Origin of the sequence: Arthrobacter sp. efr-133-TYG-104 (assembly GCF_030208915.1) — a bacterium.
Taxonomy (GTDB): Bacteria; Actinomycetota; Actinomycetes; order Actinomycetales; family Micrococcaceae; genus Arthrobacter.
This window is the reverse complement of sequence record NZ_JARVTA010000013.1, coordinates 147,958-164,401: the sequence shown is the minus strand read 5'-3', so window position 1 is coordinate 164,401 and position 16,444 is coordinate 147,958. Positions and strand designations below refer to the sequence as shown.

The following is a 16,444-nucleotide window of genomic DNA, read 5'->3' as shown; positions in this document are numbered from 1 at the left end:
GGCTATGGCCCAGCCGGACCGTCGCGGACCACAAGTCCTCAACATCGGGGAGGTCCTCGCGCAACTCAGCGACGACTTCCCTGGAATGACTGCGTCCAAGATCCGCTTTCTTGAGGAAAAGGGACTGATCAATCCCAAGCGGACTCCCGCCGGGTACCGGCAGTACGCGGACAGCGACGTCGAACGGCTGCGGTTTGTCCTCGGGCTGCAACGGGACCAGTATCTGCCGTTGAAAGTCATCAAGGACTACCTCGATGCCATTGACCGCGGCGAGCGTCCTGAAAACCTGCCCCCTGGGGTCACTGTGTCCCCTCGGGTGGTTTCCGCGGAGATGGCCGCCGAGATCCAGGGCCGGGCGCGTGCGTTGACGGAAGAACAGCTACGTGCCGAGTCGGGAGCGAGCGTTCCACTGTTGGAATCCTTGCTCAGTTTCGGACTCATCAGCCACGTGGGCGGTAAGTTCGATGAACATGCACTCCAGGTGGCCCGAGCATGCGTGCAACTGGAAGGTCACGGCCTTGAGCCACGGCATTTGCGTCCCTTCCAAGCTGCGGCCGAGCGGGAGTTCGGGCTCGTTGAACGGGTTGTTGCACCGTTGGCATCCCGCCGGGACGCGGCATCCCAAGCGCGCGCAGCGGAGGCTGCGCGTGAAATCAGCGAGCTCTGCCTGACCTTGCATCGAGCGCTTGTTCATGACCGGATCGCGCGGATGGACAGCTGATGATCGAAGTTGAGATTGTAGGCGTTCGAATCGAACTGCCGTCCAACCAGCCGTTGGTCCTGCTCAGGGAGATCAAGGGCGAGCGTCACGTTCCCATCTGGATTGGAACCCCGGAGGCCAGCGCCATCGCTTTGGCCCAACAAGGAGTGGTCCCACCCCGGCCGATGACCCATGACCTGTTGGTGGATGTGATTGAGTCGCTCGGGCATTCCATTATCAGCGTCAATATCGTCGCGGTGGAAGACAACATTTTTTACGGCCAGTTGCAGTTCGACGACGGCACCGTGGTGAGTTCACGGGCCTCGGATGCCTTGGCCCTGGCTTTGCGGGCGAAATGCAGAATCTGGTGCGCCGATGCTGTCATGGAAGAGGCCGGCGTCCGCATCACTGAACATGACGAAGGCGAAGATTCGGAGCCGGATCCCGTGGATGAAGAGCGGGAAATGCGCCGTTTCAGGGAGTTTTTGGACGATGTAGAGCCCGAAGATTTCGAAGGCTGAAGCACCTAAGCTTGAAGTTGAGGGTGAAACTTTCGACACGACCGGAATTTGCTGTCAACGTCTTTGACCTCGCCGCTTTGCGGGCCTAACGTCAGAGGTATCAAGTTCCCGTTGCATACCCTGCCTGCGCAAGTCACACTGAGAGTGCGGACTTGCGGGAATGACGCTGCTGCGTTCGGCGTTTTGACCAGGGTAGGCACCGTCCCCAAGGGAACTGAGAACAAGGAGGTCACGTGAGTCCGAAAGGCGAAGCAGGCGAGCTGAAGCATGCCTCGACCGGCATTGCTGCGCCCGCATCCGGCGCCCAAGGTTTACTCTTCACGGAGGACCTTCCGGTACTGGACGAGGACGCGGGATACCGCGGCCCTACCGCCTGTAAAGCGGCAGGAATCACCTACCGGCAACTGGACTATTGGGCCCGCACTGGCCTGGTGGAGCCGGCGGTTCGCGGCGCGGCCGGATCCGGCTCGCAGCGACTCTACGGCTTCCGCGACATTTTGGTACTCAAAGTGGTTAAGCGTCTTTTGGATACCGGAGTTTCCCTGCAACAGATCCGTACCGCCGTCGAACACCTCCGCGAGCGTGGAGTTGAAGATCTGGCGCAAATCACCCTGATGAGCGATGGCGCCAGTGTCTATGAATGTACCTCTGCTGACGAGGTAATCGATCTCGTTCAAGGCGGTCAAGGCGTCTTCGGCATAGCCGTGGGCCGGGTATGGAGGGAAGTTGAGGGGAGCCTTGCCGCCCTGCCAAGCGAACATGCAGCGGAGCAGTCCTTTCCCGACGACGAACTGACAAAACGACGCGCAGCGCGCCGCATCAGCTAAGTCCCGCGCCATAAAGTTGTGAAAAAAGCCTCTTCCCATCAGGGAGGAGGCTTTTTACGTCAGGCCGTGCTCTTGCGGGGACTCTTTAGCGTTGCCGGCGGTCCCGGAGAGCAGGCTGATTGGTCAAGAGTTTCTGGAGCAGGGCGTCGAACAGCTTGGCAGAGTTCTTGGCTGAATCTCCGGGCCAGTGATGCACTGAATGGGCTGCGCCCTGGATTTGCTGCCAGTTGGCTTGCTCCGGAATGTGCGGTGAAAGCAGGAGTTCCCCGAACATGGACTCCATTTCGGCGAGCCGGTAGGCGTGCTCAGCTGATCCGGATCGGACCCGGTTCGCGATGATTCCGGCAGGGGCCAGATTCGGCGCAAATTCCTGCCGAAACAGTTGGATGGCCCGCATGGTCCGTTCCGTACCCGCAACGGAGAACAGGCCGGGTTCCGCGACGAGGACAACCCTGTCGCTGGCGCTCCAAGCCATGCGGGTCAACCCGTTCAGGGAGGGAGGGCAATCTATGAGGACCAACTCGTAATTGGTGGTTGTTCCCCCCAAGACTGCGGTGAGCCGCCGAAGGTCCCGGCGGCCAAGGTCGGGGCGATCGTAGATCCCGGTGAACGCCGAACCGATAGCGACATCCAAAGTGCCGTTGCTGGACCCATTGGAAACCCAGCTGCTGCCGGCCACGTTTTCCTGGATCCGGGCCTTCCTGGGGTTCTTGAGCATCCTGCCGATGTCCAGTTGGGACTCAGGCTGCACGCCGAGCGCCGTGGTGGCGTCGGCATGCGGATCGAGGTCCACAACCAGAGTAGGAATGCCTGCCGCGAGGGCGGCCGACGCCAGACCGGTAGTCACGGACGTCTTGCCCACTCCACCTTTGAGGCTGCTGATGCTCACTACTTGCACTTGAAAACCCAAAACCTTACGCCGATTGCCGTATCGCGCTGATTCGGCTCCGGAAGCACCGGAGCCGGGGCTTGCCGAAGCCCCCTCAACATCATATGGTGCCGGACCCGGGTTTCCCGCTTTCTACGCGCCAGCCGCGGGGCCTCGGCAGCAATAGCATGGTGTTGGATCGCGCGTACGCATATACAGCCCAGATGACGTTTCCATTGTGATGGTTGCCACAAAGATTTGTGTTTGATGCTGGCCGCACTACACACTGTGACCACCGACCGATCCACCCGCAATGATGCAGGAGAAGTATGTTTTCGAAAATTCTGGTGGCCAATCGCGGCGAGATCGCGATCAGGGCGTTTCGCGCTGGTTATGAACTGGGCGCCAAGACAGTAGCTGTCTTTCCGCACGAGGATCGCAACTCGATCCACCGGCAGAAGGCTGACGAAGCTTATTTGATCGGCGAGGCGGGCCACCCCGTCCGCGCCTACCTGGACGTGGAGGAGGTTGTCCGCGTCGCCAAGGAAGCCGGCGCGGACGCCATTTACCCCGGCTATGGATTCCTCTCCGAAAACCCAGATTTGGCACGCGCAGCGAAAGCAGCAGGAATCACGTTTGTGGGCCCGCCCGCAGAGGTGCTGGAGCTCGCAGGCAACAAAGTCGCAGCCCTTGAGGCAGCCCGTAAGGCCGGCGTTCCCGTCCTGAAATCGAGCCAACCCTCCAAGGACATCGACGAACTGATTGCCGCTGCAGACGAGATTGGCTTTCCTATCTTCGCCAAGGCCGTTGCCGGTGGTGGTGGTCGTGGCATGCGCCGCGTCGAGACACGCGAAGCCCTCCCCGAGGCACTGCAGTCCGCGATGCGCGAAGCCGATGCTGCTTTCGGTGACCCCACGATGTTCCTTGAACAGGCAGTACTGCGCCCGCGCCACATTGAGGTCCAGATCCTGGCTGATGCCGAGGGCAACGTCATGCACCTCTTCGAACGCGACTGTTCGCTCCAGCGGCGCCACCAGAAAGTCATCGAGATTGCTCCTGCGCCGAACCTGGATGAGAACATCCGGCAGGCGCTGTACCGCGATGCCGTCGCTTTCGCCAAGGCCCTGAACTACGTGAACGCTGGGACGGTCGAGTTCCTCGTGGACACCGAGGGAGAACGAGCAGGCCAGCACGTCTTTATTGAGATGAACCCGCGCATCCAGGTGGAGCACACCGTCACGGAAGAGATCACCGACGTCGACCTCGTCCAGGCGCAGATGCGGATCGCCTCGGGCGAGACGCTGGCGGACCTCGGACTGAGCCAGGAATCGGTCGCCATCAAGGGCGCGGCCCTTCAGTGCCGTATCACCACCGAGGATCCTGCGAACGGATTCCGCCCTGACGTTGGAAAGATCACCGGTTACCGTTCCGCCGGTGGTGCCGGTGTCAGGCTCGACGGCGGTACGGTCTACTCGGGCGCCGAGATCAGCCCGCACTTTGACTCCATGCTGGTGAAGCTGACCTGCCGCGGCCGTGATTACCCGGCTGCGGTAGCCCGCGCCCGCCGTGGTTTGGCTGAGTTCCGTATCCGTGGCGTGTCCACCAACATCCCGTTCCTGCAGGCCGTCCTGGCCGATCCGGACTTCAACGCCGGCAACGTGGCAACGGACTTCATCGACAAGCGCCCCGAGCTGCTGACGTCCCACATCTCTGCCGACCGCGGCACCAAGCTGCTCACATGGCTGGCAGACGTTACGGTCAACAAACCAAACGGCGAGCTCAAGGTCCACTCCGACCCGGCAAGCAAGCTTCCCGTCATCGAAGGTCCGGTCCCGACGTCGGGTTCCCGCCAGAAGCTGCGCGAGCTCGGTCCCGAAGGGTTCGCGAAAGCGCTGCGCGAGCAGCAGGCCGTCGCAGTCACGGACACCACGTTCCGCGACGCTCACCAGTCGCTGCTGGCTACCCGGGTCCGCACCCGCGACCTCGTGGCCGCCGGTCCGGCCGTCACGGCGCTCTTGCCCGAGTTGCTCTCGGTGGAAGCCTGGGGCGGTGCGACCTACGATGTGGCGCTGCGGTTCCTCGGCGAAGATCCGTGGGATCGTTTGGCCGCGCTCCGCCAAGCCCTGCCGAATACCTGTATCCAGATGCTCCTCCGAGGACGCAACACCGTTGGTTACACTCCCTACCCGGAAGAGGTGACCGAGGCCTTCGTCAACGAAGCAGCGGCAACGGGTATCGACATCTTCCGTATCTTCGATGCATTGAACGACGTCAACCAGATGGCGCCTGCCATCCGCGCGGTCCGTGCAACCGGAACCGCCGTGGCCGAAGTCGCTTTGTGCTACACCGGCAACCTCCTGGACCCCAACGAGGACCTCTACACGCTCGATTACTACCTGGACCTCGCCCAGACGATCGTCGACGCCGGAGCGCACATCCTCGCCATCAAGGACATGGCGGGCCTCTTGCGTCCTGCGGCTGCCGCCAAGCTGGTGTCGGCCCTGCGTGAGCGCTTCGATCTGCCCGTTCACCTGCACACCCACGACACTGCCGGCGGCCAACTCGCCACCCTGCTCGCTGCCGTAGACGCAGGAGTCGACGCCGTCGACGTCGCCGCAGCTTCACTGGCCGGCACCACCAGCCAGCCAGCAGCGTCCGCGCTTGTCGCCGCCTTGGCCAACACGCCCCGGGACACTGGCCTCAGCCTGACTAATGTGGGTGCCTTGGAGCCCTACTGGGAAGCTGTTCGCCGTGTGTACGCACCGTTCGAATCCGGCCTGCCGGGTCCCACGGGCCGCGTCTACCAGCACGAAATCCCAGGCGGCCAGCTATCCAACCTTCGCCAGCAGGCAATCGCCTTGGGGCTGGGGGAGCAGTTTGAGGCCATCGAGGACATGTACACCGCCGCGGACCGCATCCTCGGCCGCTTGGTCAAGGTGACGCCGTCGTCCAAGGTGGTGGGCGACCTTGCACTGCACCTCGTAGGGCTCAATGCCGATCCGGCCGACTTCAACGAGAACCCGCAGAACTACGACATTCCGGATTCCGTCATCGGCTTCCTCTCGGGCGAGCTCGGTGACCCTCCCGGAGGCTGGCCGGAGCCGTTCCGCACCAAGGCCCTGCAGGGCCGCAGCGTGAAGGTGCGCGACGTCGACATCAGTGCAGAGGATAGTGCGGCGCTCAAGGGTGACTCCAAGACACGTCAGCACACGTTGAACCGCCTGCTCTTTGCTGGCCCTACCAAGGACTACCTGAAGAGCGTCGACACTTACGGAAACATCTCAGTGCTCGACACCCGTGACTACCTTTACGGTCTGCAGCGCGGGTCCGAGCACGTGATCGAACTGGAGAAGGGCGTGCGCCTTATCGCCCAGCTCGAAGCCGTTTCCGAACCGGACGAGAAGGGCATGCGCACCGTCATGTGCACCCTCAACGGGCAGTCACGCCCGGTGGTGGTCCGTGACCGCTCGGTTGTCAGCAATGTCAAAGCCGCGGAGAAGGCGGATTCTGCCCAGCCGGGCCAGATCGCCGCACCGTTCGCTGGTGCCGTCACGGTGGTCGTCAAGGCCGGTGACGAGGTCAAAGCGGGAGACACAGTTGCGACCATTGAGGCCATGAAGATGGAGGCGTCCATCACGACGCCGGTGGCCGGCACTGTCTCACGTTTGGCGATCTCATCGGTTGAGCAAGTCCAAGGTGGGGACTTGCTGCTGGTGGTCGGCTAGGGGTCCCTGAGGGCCAGATGTAAAAGAGGGCCAGATGTAAAAGAGGGCCAGATGTAAAAGGAGGACCCCGTCCGGATGTTTCCGGACGGGGTCCTCCGTGGTTAGCGGGAGCTAGGACGCGCGGGGTGCTGTATACATTTCCTCGATGACGGCATCGAAGTCTTTCATCACTTGGGCTCTCTTGACCTTCAGCGACGGAGTGAGGTGCCCGGAAGCTTCGGTGAAGTCTGCCGGGACGATGCGGAAGGACTTGATGGACTCCGCTTGGGACACCGTTTGGTTCGCTTTGTTGATGAGATCCTGCACCGCTGCCTTTACTGCCGGGTGATCAGAGGCCTCTTTGAGGGTGGTCTTGGCAGGCAGTCCGTGGCGTTCCAGCCAACCGGGGAGGGCTTCGTCGTCCAAGGTCACGAGGGCGCCGATGAATGGACGGTTATCACCCACCACCAGGACTTGGGACACAAGTGCGTCCGCGCGGATCTGGTCTTCAAGCAGGGCCGGAACCACGTTCTTTCCACCGGCAGTGACGATGATTTCCTTTTTCCTGCCGGTGATTTTGAGGAAGCCGTTGGAGTCGAGTTCCCCGATATCACCTGTGCGGAACCAGCCGTCCACGAAGTTATTGGCGGTGAGGTCTTCGCGCTTGTAGTAGCCGCGCATCACGCAGACGCCCTTGGCGAGGATTTCGCCGTCGTCCGCTATCTTGACTGAGTTACCGGGCAGCGGAGCGCCCACGGTGCCGATCCTGATCATCGATGGCGTGTTCACGGAAATCGGTGCCGTTGTCTCGGTCAGTCCGTACCCTTCAAGGATCTGCAGGCCGATTCCCTGGAAGAAGTGTCCCAGGCGTTCGCCCAGGGGGCCGCCGCCGGAAACGGCGTGCGAGACATGGCCGCCCATGGCAGCGCGCAGCTTGCCGTAGACGAGCTTGTCGAACACAGCGTGCTTGACCTTCAGGCCGATGCCCAGCGTTCCCGATTGCCGGGCCTTGGAGTACGCGATGGCCGTCTCGGCAGCCCGGTGGAAGATGGCCCCCTTGCCACCATCCTCTGCTTTGGTCAGCGCCGAGTTGTAGACCTTCTCGAACACGCGGGGCACGGCTAGGATGAAGCTCGGCTGGAAGCTTTGGAGGTCACCGAGCAGGTTCTTGATGTCCGGTGTGTGTGCAACCTTGACGCCGCCTGCAACCGCCAGCACGGAGATGAAGCGTGCAAAGACGTGGGCCAGCGGCAGGAACATGATGGTGGTTGCTGATTCGTTAATGATCTCCGCCAACGACGCGCGGGCGTTCTCGGACAGTTCCACGAAGTTGCCGTGGGTCAGCTCGCAGCCCTTGGGGCGCCCCGTGGTGCCTGAGGTGTAGATAATGGTTGCCACATCCGTGAGACCGGCCAGCGTCCGGCGACCCTCGAGCTCTTCATCCGAGACATTTGCTCCTGCCGCGCGCAGGGCGTCCAAGCCCGCACCTTCGAGCTGCCAGACGTTGGCTACGGAACCGAGGTCCTCGGTTTGCACGGCTTGACGGATGACGGACTCGTGGTGGGCCTGCTCACCGAAGGCCGCTACCGCTCCGGAGTCGCCCAGGTTCCATGCAACCTGGGAGGGGGAGGACGTCTCGTAGATGGGGACCGAGACCGCGCCGGCGCACCAGATGGCGAAATCCACGAGGGACCATTCATAGCGTGTGCGGGACATGATGGCTATGCGATCGCCCGGGCCTACCCCGCTGGCTATGAGCCCCTTGGCCAAGGCACTGACATCGGCAAGGAAATCCCTGGCGCTAATGTCCTGCCAGACGCCGTTGCCGTCCCGCTTTGCAAACAAAGGTGGGTTGGACGCCTTGGCGGCTTCGCGGATCAGGAGGTCCGTGATGTTGGTTTCGGGGGCGACGTTTACGAGGGGAGGAACACTGAATTCGCGCAAGGTAGCTCCTTTGATATCCACGGGCCGCGAGGGGCTGGTTCCACTCTAGTATGCTCACTCGCGGGGGTGCGCTGCATTAACCTACTGGCGAGTAACTTTACGGAGGTTCCGGTTCTTCGGGCAACTCGGGGCGGTACTGGCAGCTTCGATACGGTCTTGCGGCGGCCGGATGCTGGCGGGAATCAGTAGTCCGAATACGATGGTGGGATGCCCACCATCCGGTTCAGCTCCCAGCCCCGTCGCCGGCCCCCGGGCTCCGTGCGAAAGGACCTTCCATGGGTTCCGCGGCGAAGCCATCTGGGCAGGCGCGGCCTGGCCATTGGTATCGACATTGGCGGGACCAAGGTGGCCGCCGGTGTGGTGGATGCCGAGGGCAGGGTGCTCGCCGACGCGCGCCGCTCCACCCCCGGCGCGGACCCGCGGGCCGTGGAGCAGACCATAGTGGAACTGGTGCGAGAGCTCAGCGCCGGCCATCGTATCTCCTCCGTGGGCATTGGCGCCGCGGGGTGGATGGACCTCGACGGCGGGACCGTGCTGTTCAGTCCGCACCTCGCGTGGCGTCACGAGCCGCTGCGCGAAAGCCTTGAGAAGCTGCTTCGGAGACCGGTCCTGTTGACCAACGATGCCGATGCCGCCGCCTGGGCCGAGTGGCGATTCGGGGCCGGCCAAGGTGAAAGCCGCTTGGTGTGCATCACATTGGGCACGGGAATCGGCGGCGCCATGGTCATGGATGGCCGGGTGGAACGGGGGCGGTACGGGGTGGCCGGCGAATTCGGGCACCAGATCATCGTCCCCGGCGGGCATCGCTGCGAATGCGGCAATCGCGGTTGCTGGGAACAATATGCCTCGGGCAACGCCTTGGGCCGCGAAGCGCGCCAATTGCTCCGCACCAATTCGCCTGAGGGCCGTGGGCTCCTTGAAAAGTCCGGCGGGGTCGAAAGCGACATCACTGGGGCCACCGTAACGGCTCTGGCACTCGCCGGAGACGCCACGTCGCAGGAACTCCTTGCTGATCAGGGCGAATGGCTGGGCCTTGGGCTCGCCAATCTGGCTGCGGCCCTGGATCCAGGACTCTTCGTGATCGGTGGTGGGCTCTGCGCTGCGGGAGACCTGCTCGCAGAACCGGCGCGCGCCACGTTTGCCAAGAACCTGACCGGTAGGGGATTCCGCCCGATGGCGCGCATCGAGTTGGCCGCACTGGGTCCGCGAGCCGGCATGATCGGCGCGGCCGACCTCTCACGGGTCAGCGGCAGGGCGTACAGCTAGGGCGATAGCGCCGAGGCTCAGATGCGTGCGCCGTCGTCGTCATCATCCTTTTCTTGCGGCAGGCGCATGATCAGGTAGATGACTGAGGCGACGAACACCGCAACGATGCCGAGGATTGCCGTGAGCGGCGCGGAACGCCAGAACATTGCGGTGAAAAGCAAAGCGACGGGGCCACCGACGGCTCCGATCCACGACAACATGGTCAGGGGTTCGGTGCCGGCCAGGCTCGGAGGCTCCTCGGGCACGAAAGGCTCGTCATCAGGGGCTTCATAGTCGCGTGGTCCGGTGAGCGGTTCGTCAGTGGACGGAAGGTCGGTGGTACCACCAGGGGTCGCGGGCTCCACGGGCGGGTTGGCGAGCCCCAAGGGATCGAAGTCCTTAAACGATGGGCCCGGTTCGGCCTGGCCTGGTTCCGATCCCTCCGACTCCGATGGTTCGGCCTGCACGGGCGAATCTGTAGCTTCCAAGCGCGCCACCAAATCCAGCCACACGGCGTCGTCATCCTTGTTGGCGCTTTGGTCGGGTGAGTTGGGATCAGGCCTGTTCATCGGCTGCATCCTTTTCGGAAGAACGTCCATCTTCGGAAGAAAGTCCATCGCCGGCCATTGCAGCCAGAGTACTTTGGATGAAATCAACGGTCCCGGCGAAAATCTCCGGCGCATCGTTGTCCATGGTTGCCACGTGATAGCTGTTCCTGAGGTATCTGACATCCACCGGTGCCTGGACTTTGGCGCGCAGGAAATCCAGGCTGGCGTTGGATATCACGTTGTCCACAGTTGATCGGTACACACGCACCGGGGTGCTGATGCGGGGGAGGAGGCCGGCGGTGTTCCGGTACATTTTCTTGAGCTCGTGGGCTGCCGCCACGGGCGTGCGCGAGTAGGCACCTTCATCCTGGTCCGGCTTGAGGATGTCGTTGGCGATCGCAGGCGTTGATTTCAGAACGTACTTGAGTGCCGCCACCATGACAGCCCGCGGGTCATCCAGCACGAGTCCTGGGTTGACGACAACCGTTCCAGCCACCGGCCTCGTAGCCGCGATGCGCAACGCCAGGGTCCCGCCCATGGACAACCCGGTGGCGAAGACGAAATCACATTCGGAGGCTAGCTCCCTGTAAGCGTCGTCCACGGCTTGGTGCCATTCGCGCCACGAACGCTTGGACATGTCCTGCCACGTGGTTCCATGGCCGGGCAGGAGCGGCACCCTCACCGCATATCCCGCCGCAGCCAGGTGTTCGGCCCAAGACCTCACGCTGTGCGGACTCCCGGTAAATCCATGGGACATGACGACGCCGACGCGCGGCCCGGTTCCATTCCAACTGCTAAGGAACGGCGAGAAGTCGGGAAGGATTTTCATAATGACTCTGAGGCTACCGTGTAGCCGGCGTGCTGGCGGAAAAACCCGGCAGATTCTTCGAAAATGGTGGGGGCGTCCGCATCCAACGTTGCCACATGGCCGCTGTGCGGAAGCGTGACGACTTTGAGCCTCCGCGCTCCGATGTGCCGGGTGATGCTTTCCACTGAACTGGGCGGGACCACGGCATCCTCGGTGGACTTGAAGATCAGGGTAGGGGCCTGCACCTCGGGCAGGGCGCGTGTGGCGGAACGGAAGAGCTTCTTCAGCTCGTGGACCGATGCCAGCGGGGTTTTGGAATAGTCGCCGTCTTCGGTTGAAACCGGCGTCGGGCGGTCCTCGACAATAGGGGTGGTGGTGCGTTTGAAGTATTTCAGCGCAGCCACGTACTTCACGCGATGGTCGTAGAAACTCAGTCCCGGGTTCACCAGCACCACTCCGGGAACATCATGCAGGGCCGCCACCCGGAGGGCTACCGCACCACCCATGGACAAGCCGGCCACGAAGCAAGACCGGGTTCGCCTTGCCAAGTCCACATAACTGCGTTCGAACGTGGTGTACCAGTCCTGCCACTTGGTGGCTGAGAGATCATGCCAACTGGTTCCGTGGCCCGGCAGCAGCGGCACGGAGACGGCGAATCCCTGACCGGCGAGGTACTCTGCCCATGGCATCAAGCTCAACGGGCTGCCAGTAAACCCGTGGCAGATGGCCACACCGATGGACGCGTTGCTTCCATGTCCGGGGTAGTGGAAAGCCAGCGGTGCCTTGGGTTCCGTCATGGCTCCATCGTGTCACTGTTCCGGACATTTCTCACTGGAGTAGGGTTGCTGATGAGTGCCGGCGGGGCAGTCCCGAAGCACGCCATGGATCCACCGCGGGAGGACAAGCGTGTTCTATTGGGTCATGAAACGGATCTTTCTAGGTCCCTTGGTGAAGCTCTTCTTCAGGCCCTGGGTCAAGGGCTTGGATAACGTGCCGGAAAATGGCGCGGCAATACTGGCGTCGAACCACCTGTCCTTTTCCGATTCGATTTTCCTTCCCCTGATGTTGCCGCGGAAGGTGGTTTTCCTCGCCAAGGCTGAGTACTTCACCGGCACCGGGCTCAAGGGCCGTCTCACAGCACTGTTCTTCAGGCTGAGCAATCAACTCCCTATGGACAGATCCGGAGGCGCCGCCTCCGAGATGTCCCTCCGGGCCGGCAAGGACATCCTGGCCGCTGGCGGTCTCCTGGGTATCTACCCTGAAGGCACCCGCAGCCCGGATGCGCGCTTGTACCGGGGCAAGGTGGGCGTTGCCCGGATCGCGCTCCAAGCACGCGTCCCCGTGATACCCGTTGCGATGATCGGAACGGAGAAGGTGCAGCCTATCGGGAAGCGCCTGCCGAGCATCCGGCGCATAGGGATCATCTTTGGGCAGCCGCTGGACTTCAGCGAATACTACGCGCAGGAGGACGACCGCGACGTGCAGAGGCAGGTCACGGACCGGATCATGTACGAGCTCATGCGCCTGTCCGGCCAGGAATACGTCGATGAATACGCTGCCGTGGTGAAGGCCCGGTTGGCGGCCAAAGGCACCATTCCCATAGCAGGTCCGATTCCGAAAGCAGCTGGTCCGGATGCGGGCCCGGCCGAGTTCGGCAACGGCGCGGCCGACGATGGCCAGGACCCCGCCGCGACACTGTGACGCATCCGCCGTCGAGGGTTACGGCAGCACTCTCGCAACCGCACCGAAGGCTACTACTCTTGTAGGGTGACTGAGCTAACCGCGAACACCGCACCTTTCGTAGCAGATCCCCTCACGAGCACCGCCCAGAGCGGGGCTGCCGACTACCCGGGGCTCGATGCCTGGCGGGACTTGCCGATCTCCCAGCAGCCCACGTGGTCTGACCAGAACGTCTTCAAGGCGTCCGTGAAGGAGCTCTCCGCGGTTCCGCCACTGGTTTTTGCCGGCGAGGTTGACGTTCTCCGTGAGCGCCTCGCCGCTGCTGCGCAGGGGAAAGCCTTCCTGCTGCAGGGAGGCGACTGTGCCGAGACGTTTGAAGCGGCAACGGCGGACAAGATCAGCGCTCGCGTCAAGACCATCCTGCAGATGGCCGTGGTCCTCACCTATGGCGCTGCCATGCCTGTCATCAAGATGGGGCGCATGGCCGGCCAGTTCGCCAAGCCCCGTTCGTCCAATGATGAAACGCGCGACGGCGTGACGCTTCCGGCATACCGCGGTGACATCGTGAACGGTTACGACTTCACACCAGAGTCCCGGGCGCACGATGCTGGCCGGATGCTGAAGGCCTATCACACCTCGGCTTCAACGCTGAACCTCATCCGTGCCTTCACGCAAGGGGGTTTCGCCGACCTTCGGCTGGTCCACCAATGGAACAAAGGCTTCACGGAAAACCCGGCGCACGCGCGCTATGAGTCATTGGCCCGCGACATTGATCGCGCGATCAAGTTCATGGACTCATGCGGGGCTGACTTTGAAGCGCTCAAGCGTGTGGAGTTCTTTGCCAGCCACGAGGCTTTGCTGCTCGACTACGAACGTGCGCTGACCCGTATCGATTCCCGGACCGGGCTTCCCTACGACACGTCGGCGCACTTCCTCTGGATAGGGGAGCGGACCCGGGATCTTGATCATGCCCACGTGGACTTCCTTTCACGCGTCCGGAACCCGATCGGCGTCAAGCTGGGCCCCACCACCAGTGGGGACGACGCCCTCCGGTTGATCGACAAACTCGATCCCAACCGCGAACCCGGCCGTCTGACATTCATCACCCGCATGGGCGCCAAGAACATCAGGGAAAAGCTGCCCGCCGTCGTCGAGCGCGTCACTGCCTCAGGTGCCCAGGTCCTGTGGGTGACTGACCCCATGCACGGCAATACCGTGACCTCGCCGAACGGCTACAAAACCCGGAACTTCGACGACGTGATCGATGAGGTCCGCGGGTTCTTCGAAGTGCATCATTCCTTGGGAACGGTGCCGGGCGGGCTCCACGTCGAGATGACGGGCGACGACGTCGCCGAGTGCCTTGGCGGTGCCGACCCTATCGACCAGGATGCCTTCCTTGACCGGTACGAGTCGGTTTGCGATCCGCGGCTGAACCACATGCAGTCCCTCGAGATGGCATTCCTGGTGGCCGGCGCACTCTCCAAGCGGTAGTGCTACCCGGGCTCACAGTAACTCTCACACCACCGTGAGCGTTACTGTGGAGCCCTCGGGAGCCTCAGTGTCCACAGGGTCCTGGTCGCGGACTGTGTTGAAGAATCCGCCCAGGACCCTGTTCAGCCGCACATCAAATCCGAGAGCGCGGAGTTCCTTCTCGGCGGTGTTGGCTTGCTTGCCGATGAAGCTCGGAACCTTGACCATCTTGGGTCCCTTGGACACCGTAAGGGTCACTGTGCCGCCCTTGGCCAGCGTTCCATTCGCGGGGGACTGTGACACGACGGAGCCCTGCGGGACCTTTTTGTCGTTGACTGTTTCCGGAGCGACCACGGGCGTCAATCCTGCGTCCTTGAGCGCCTTAACGGCCTCATCCTGAGTGAGGTTGCGGACGTCCGGGACCGGGATGGGTTGCGGACCTTTGGAAACTACCAACGCCACAGGAGTTCCATGCCGCACAGCCGTGCCCTGCGCAGGATCCTGAGATAGGACCGTGCCCGCGGCCGCATGATCATCGAACGCTTCAGTGATGTTGCCCAGCGCCATCCGGGCGGCGTTCAGGGCTGTCTTCGCGTCGGCCAAACTGGACCCGCTGAGCCCCGGAAGCGGGAAGAGTTGGGCGCCCTTGGAAACGAAGAGCTCTATTGGCTGGAACTTCCGAACCGTTTGACCCGATTCAGGCTTAGTTCCGACGGCGAGCCCGCTTGCGACGTCGTCGTCATAGACGTCCTCGGGCTCCGACTGGAACCCGGCCGTGCGCAGTAATTGCTGGGCTTCGGCCACCGTCTTGTTCTTGACATCCGGGACGGTTCCGGGCGAGCCCGGTCCCATGCCGAAAAACCAGCCGGCAGTCGCAGCGAGCAGTGCCAGGACCACGATGATGATGATCCAGATGACGGCTCGACGGCGTGGATTACCCTCCCGCAACTGACGAACGGGAGTTGCCGCTAACCGCGCCTGGTCCTTGGCCTCCTGGCGTTCGAGCCGTTTCAGCTGCCGTTTGCCGGATGGACGAAGGTCCTTGTCCGCATCGATTTCCGCAAGTGAACCCAGGCCGGCATGCCGGCTTGGGTTGCCTGCAGGTGACAGGACGGTGGTCGCGTTGCTCTGGCGCGGAATGAATTCCGTTGCCGAAGGCAGGTCGCGGGGCAGGGCCCGGGTGTGGTTGGTCCCTTCATTGGCCAATACCACCGTGGCGCCCGCTGGTGCTGACGCCTCCTGTGAGGCAGGCCTGTGGTCCAATTGTTCGTCGGTCAGGGAGGTGCGGATGTGTCGGAGTTCGGTGAGGAGGGCTGTTCCGTCAACGGGCCGGTTCTCGGCTTCCGATGCCGTGCACCACTGCACCAACTCATCGAGGTCCTCGGCGAGGCCCGGCGTCACCTCGGAGGGTCGGCCAACGGTCGAATTGACGTGCTGGTAGGCAACCTGGATGGGGGTATCACCTGCATACGGCTGCGTCCCGGTCAGCATCTCGTACAGCATGATGCCCGTTGAGTAGATGTCGCTGCGGGCATCTGCGGGCTGGCCAAGCACAAGCTCCGGTGCCAGATAGGCGACAGTGCCGATCAATGCGCCAGTGCTTGTATTAGCTGAGACTGCCCGTGCGAGGCCGAAGTCTCCCACTTTGATGCGACCGTCGGCAGCGATGAGGACATTCTCAGGTTTGACGTCCCGGTGGATCAGTCCTGCTGCATGCGCAGCGGCCAGTCCCTCGATGAGCGGGTCGATGAGGGCGAGGGCCAGGCGGGGAGTGAGGGCGCCTTGTTCGGTCAGCACATCGCGAAGGGTGTGCCCCTTGACGTACTCCATGACGAGGTAAGCAAGGTGGCCGTCTTGGCCTTGGTCCAAGACTCCCACGATGTGCGGGTGGGACAAGCTTGCGGCAGCTTTTGCTTCCTGGCTCAGTCTTTGCAGGAAGACGGGGTCATCAGCCAGGTGCGGATGCAGCACCTTAAGGGCCACGTCACGCTCAAGCCGCCGGTCGGTGGCCAAATAAACCGTGGACATTCCGCCTCTGGCCACACGGGAGCGGACTTCGTAGCGGCCGTCCACGGTGGTCCCGATGAGGTGGTCCTGCGTTGCTTCTTGCACCATATGATCCTAAACGA

The 16,444-nt window shown here is 62.7% G+C and carries 13 protein-coding genes; 7 read left to right on the top strand and 6 right to left on the bottom strand.

Features of this window, described 5'->3' with window-relative positions:
- Nucleotides 1–4 precede the first annotated feature (4 nt).
- The 3 genes from ftsR (at nucleotide 5) to QRN04_RS11405 (ending at nucleotide 2,048) form a co-directional block, all read left to right on the top strand.
- Complete coding sequence (gene ftsR / locus QRN04_RS11415) at nucleotides 5–721, top strand: transcriptional regulator FtsR (protein WP_284976183.1); 717 nt, start codon at nucleotides 5–7, stop codon at nucleotides 719–721.
- Nucleotides 721–1,221 carry a bifunctional nuclease family protein gene (locus tag QRN04_RS11410; RefSeq protein WP_284976145.1) on the top strand — a complete coding sequence of 167 codons (501 nt, stop codon included), beginning with the start codon at nucleotides 721–723 and terminating at the stop codon, nucleotides 1,219–1,221. The genes ftsR and QRN04_RS11410 overlap by 1 nt, the downstream gene beginning before the upstream one ends.
- 233 nt (nucleotides 1,222–1,454) lie before the next feature.
- Nucleotides 1,455–2,048: a MerR family transcriptional regulator gene (locus tag QRN04_RS11405; RefSeq protein ID WP_284976144.1), complete on the top strand. Its 594-nt coding sequence runs from the start codon at nucleotides 1,455–1,457 to the stop codon at nucleotides 2,046–2,048.
- Nucleotides 2,049–2,133: 85 nt separating this feature from the next.
- On the opposite strand, the gene QRN04_RS11400 is transcribed toward QRN04_RS11405, so the two are convergent.
- Complete coding sequence (locus QRN04_RS11400) at nucleotides 2,134–2,946, bottom strand: ParA family protein (protein WP_284976143.1); 813 nt, start codon at nucleotides 2,944–2,946, stop codon at nucleotides 2,134–2,136.
- A gap of 299 nt (nucleotides 2,947–3,245) precedes the next feature.
- Between QRN04_RS11400 and QRN04_RS11395 the strand changes: the two genes are divergently transcribed.
- Entirely contained in the window at nucleotides 3,246–6,641 is a 3,396-nt protein-coding gene (locus QRN04_RS11395; RefSeq protein ID WP_284976142.1) for a pyruvate carboxylase, read from the top strand.
- A gap of 111 nt (nucleotides 6,642–6,752) precedes the next feature.
- On the opposite strand, the gene QRN04_RS11390 is transcribed toward QRN04_RS11395, so the two are convergent.
- Nucleotides 6,753–8,564, bottom strand: coding sequence for an AMP-dependent synthetase/ligase (locus tag QRN04_RS11390; protein ID WP_284976141.1), 1,812 nt, complete (start codon nucleotides 8,562–8,564; stop codon nucleotides 6,753–6,755).
- A gap of 207 nt (nucleotides 8,565–8,771) precedes the next feature.
- On the opposite strand from QRN04_RS11390, the gene QRN04_RS11385 reads away from it, so the two are divergent.
- Entirely contained in the window at nucleotides 8,772–9,830 is a 1,059-nt protein-coding gene (locus QRN04_RS11385; protein ID WP_284976140.1) for an ROK family protein, read from the top strand.
- Between the two features lie 17 nt (nucleotides 9,831–9,847).
- On the opposite strand, the gene QRN04_RS11380 is transcribed toward QRN04_RS11385, so the two are convergent.
- The 3 genes from QRN04_RS11380 to QRN04_RS11370 are packed head-to-tail and all read right to left on the bottom strand — an operon-like array spanning nucleotide 9,848 to nucleotide 11,962.
- A complete protein-coding gene (locus QRN04_RS11380) occupies nucleotides 9,848–10,378 on the bottom strand; it encodes a hypothetical protein (protein ID WP_284976139.1) in 531 nt (176 codons plus the stop codon).
- Nucleotides 10,365–11,186 (bottom strand): alpha/beta hydrolase, encoded by an 822-nt coding sequence (locus QRN04_RS11375; protein WP_284976138.1) that lies wholly within the window; start codon nucleotides 11,184–11,186, stop codon nucleotides 10,365–10,367. Before QRN04_RS11375 ends, QRN04_RS11380 begins: the two co-directional genes overlap by 14 nt.
- Complete coding sequence (locus QRN04_RS11370; protein WP_284976137.1) at nucleotides 11,183–11,962, bottom strand: alpha/beta hydrolase; 780 nt, start codon at nucleotides 11,960–11,962, stop codon at nucleotides 11,183–11,185. Before QRN04_RS11370 ends, QRN04_RS11375 begins: the two co-directional genes overlap by 4 nt.
- A gap of 109 nt (nucleotides 11,963–12,071) precedes the next feature.
- Here QRN04_RS11370 and QRN04_RS11365 point away from each other — a divergent pair, with 109 nt between their 5' ends.
- The gene (locus QRN04_RS11365; protein WP_284976136.1) at nucleotides 12,072–12,866 is read left to right on the top strand and encodes a lysophospholipid acyltransferase family protein; all 795 of its coding nucleotides are present in this window, start codon (nucleotides 12,072–12,074) and stop codon (nucleotides 12,864–12,866) included.
- A gap of 66 nt (nucleotides 12,867–12,932) precedes the next feature.
- Nucleotides 12,933–14,336: a class II 3-deoxy-7-phosphoheptulonate synthase gene (locus QRN04_RS11360; RefSeq protein ID WP_284976135.1), complete on the top strand. Its 1,404-nt coding sequence runs from the start codon at nucleotides 12,933–12,935 to the stop codon at nucleotides 14,334–14,336.
- 24 nt (nucleotides 14,337–14,360) lie between these two features.
- Here QRN04_RS11360 and pknB read toward each other — a convergent pair whose 3' ends face one another.
- A complete protein-coding gene (gene pknB / locus QRN04_RS11355; RefSeq protein WP_284976134.1) occupies nucleotides 14,361–16,430 on the bottom strand; it encodes a Stk1 family PASTA domain-containing Ser/Thr kinase in 2,070 nt (689 codons plus the stop codon).
- Nucleotides 16,431–16,444: the final 14 nt, after the last annotated feature.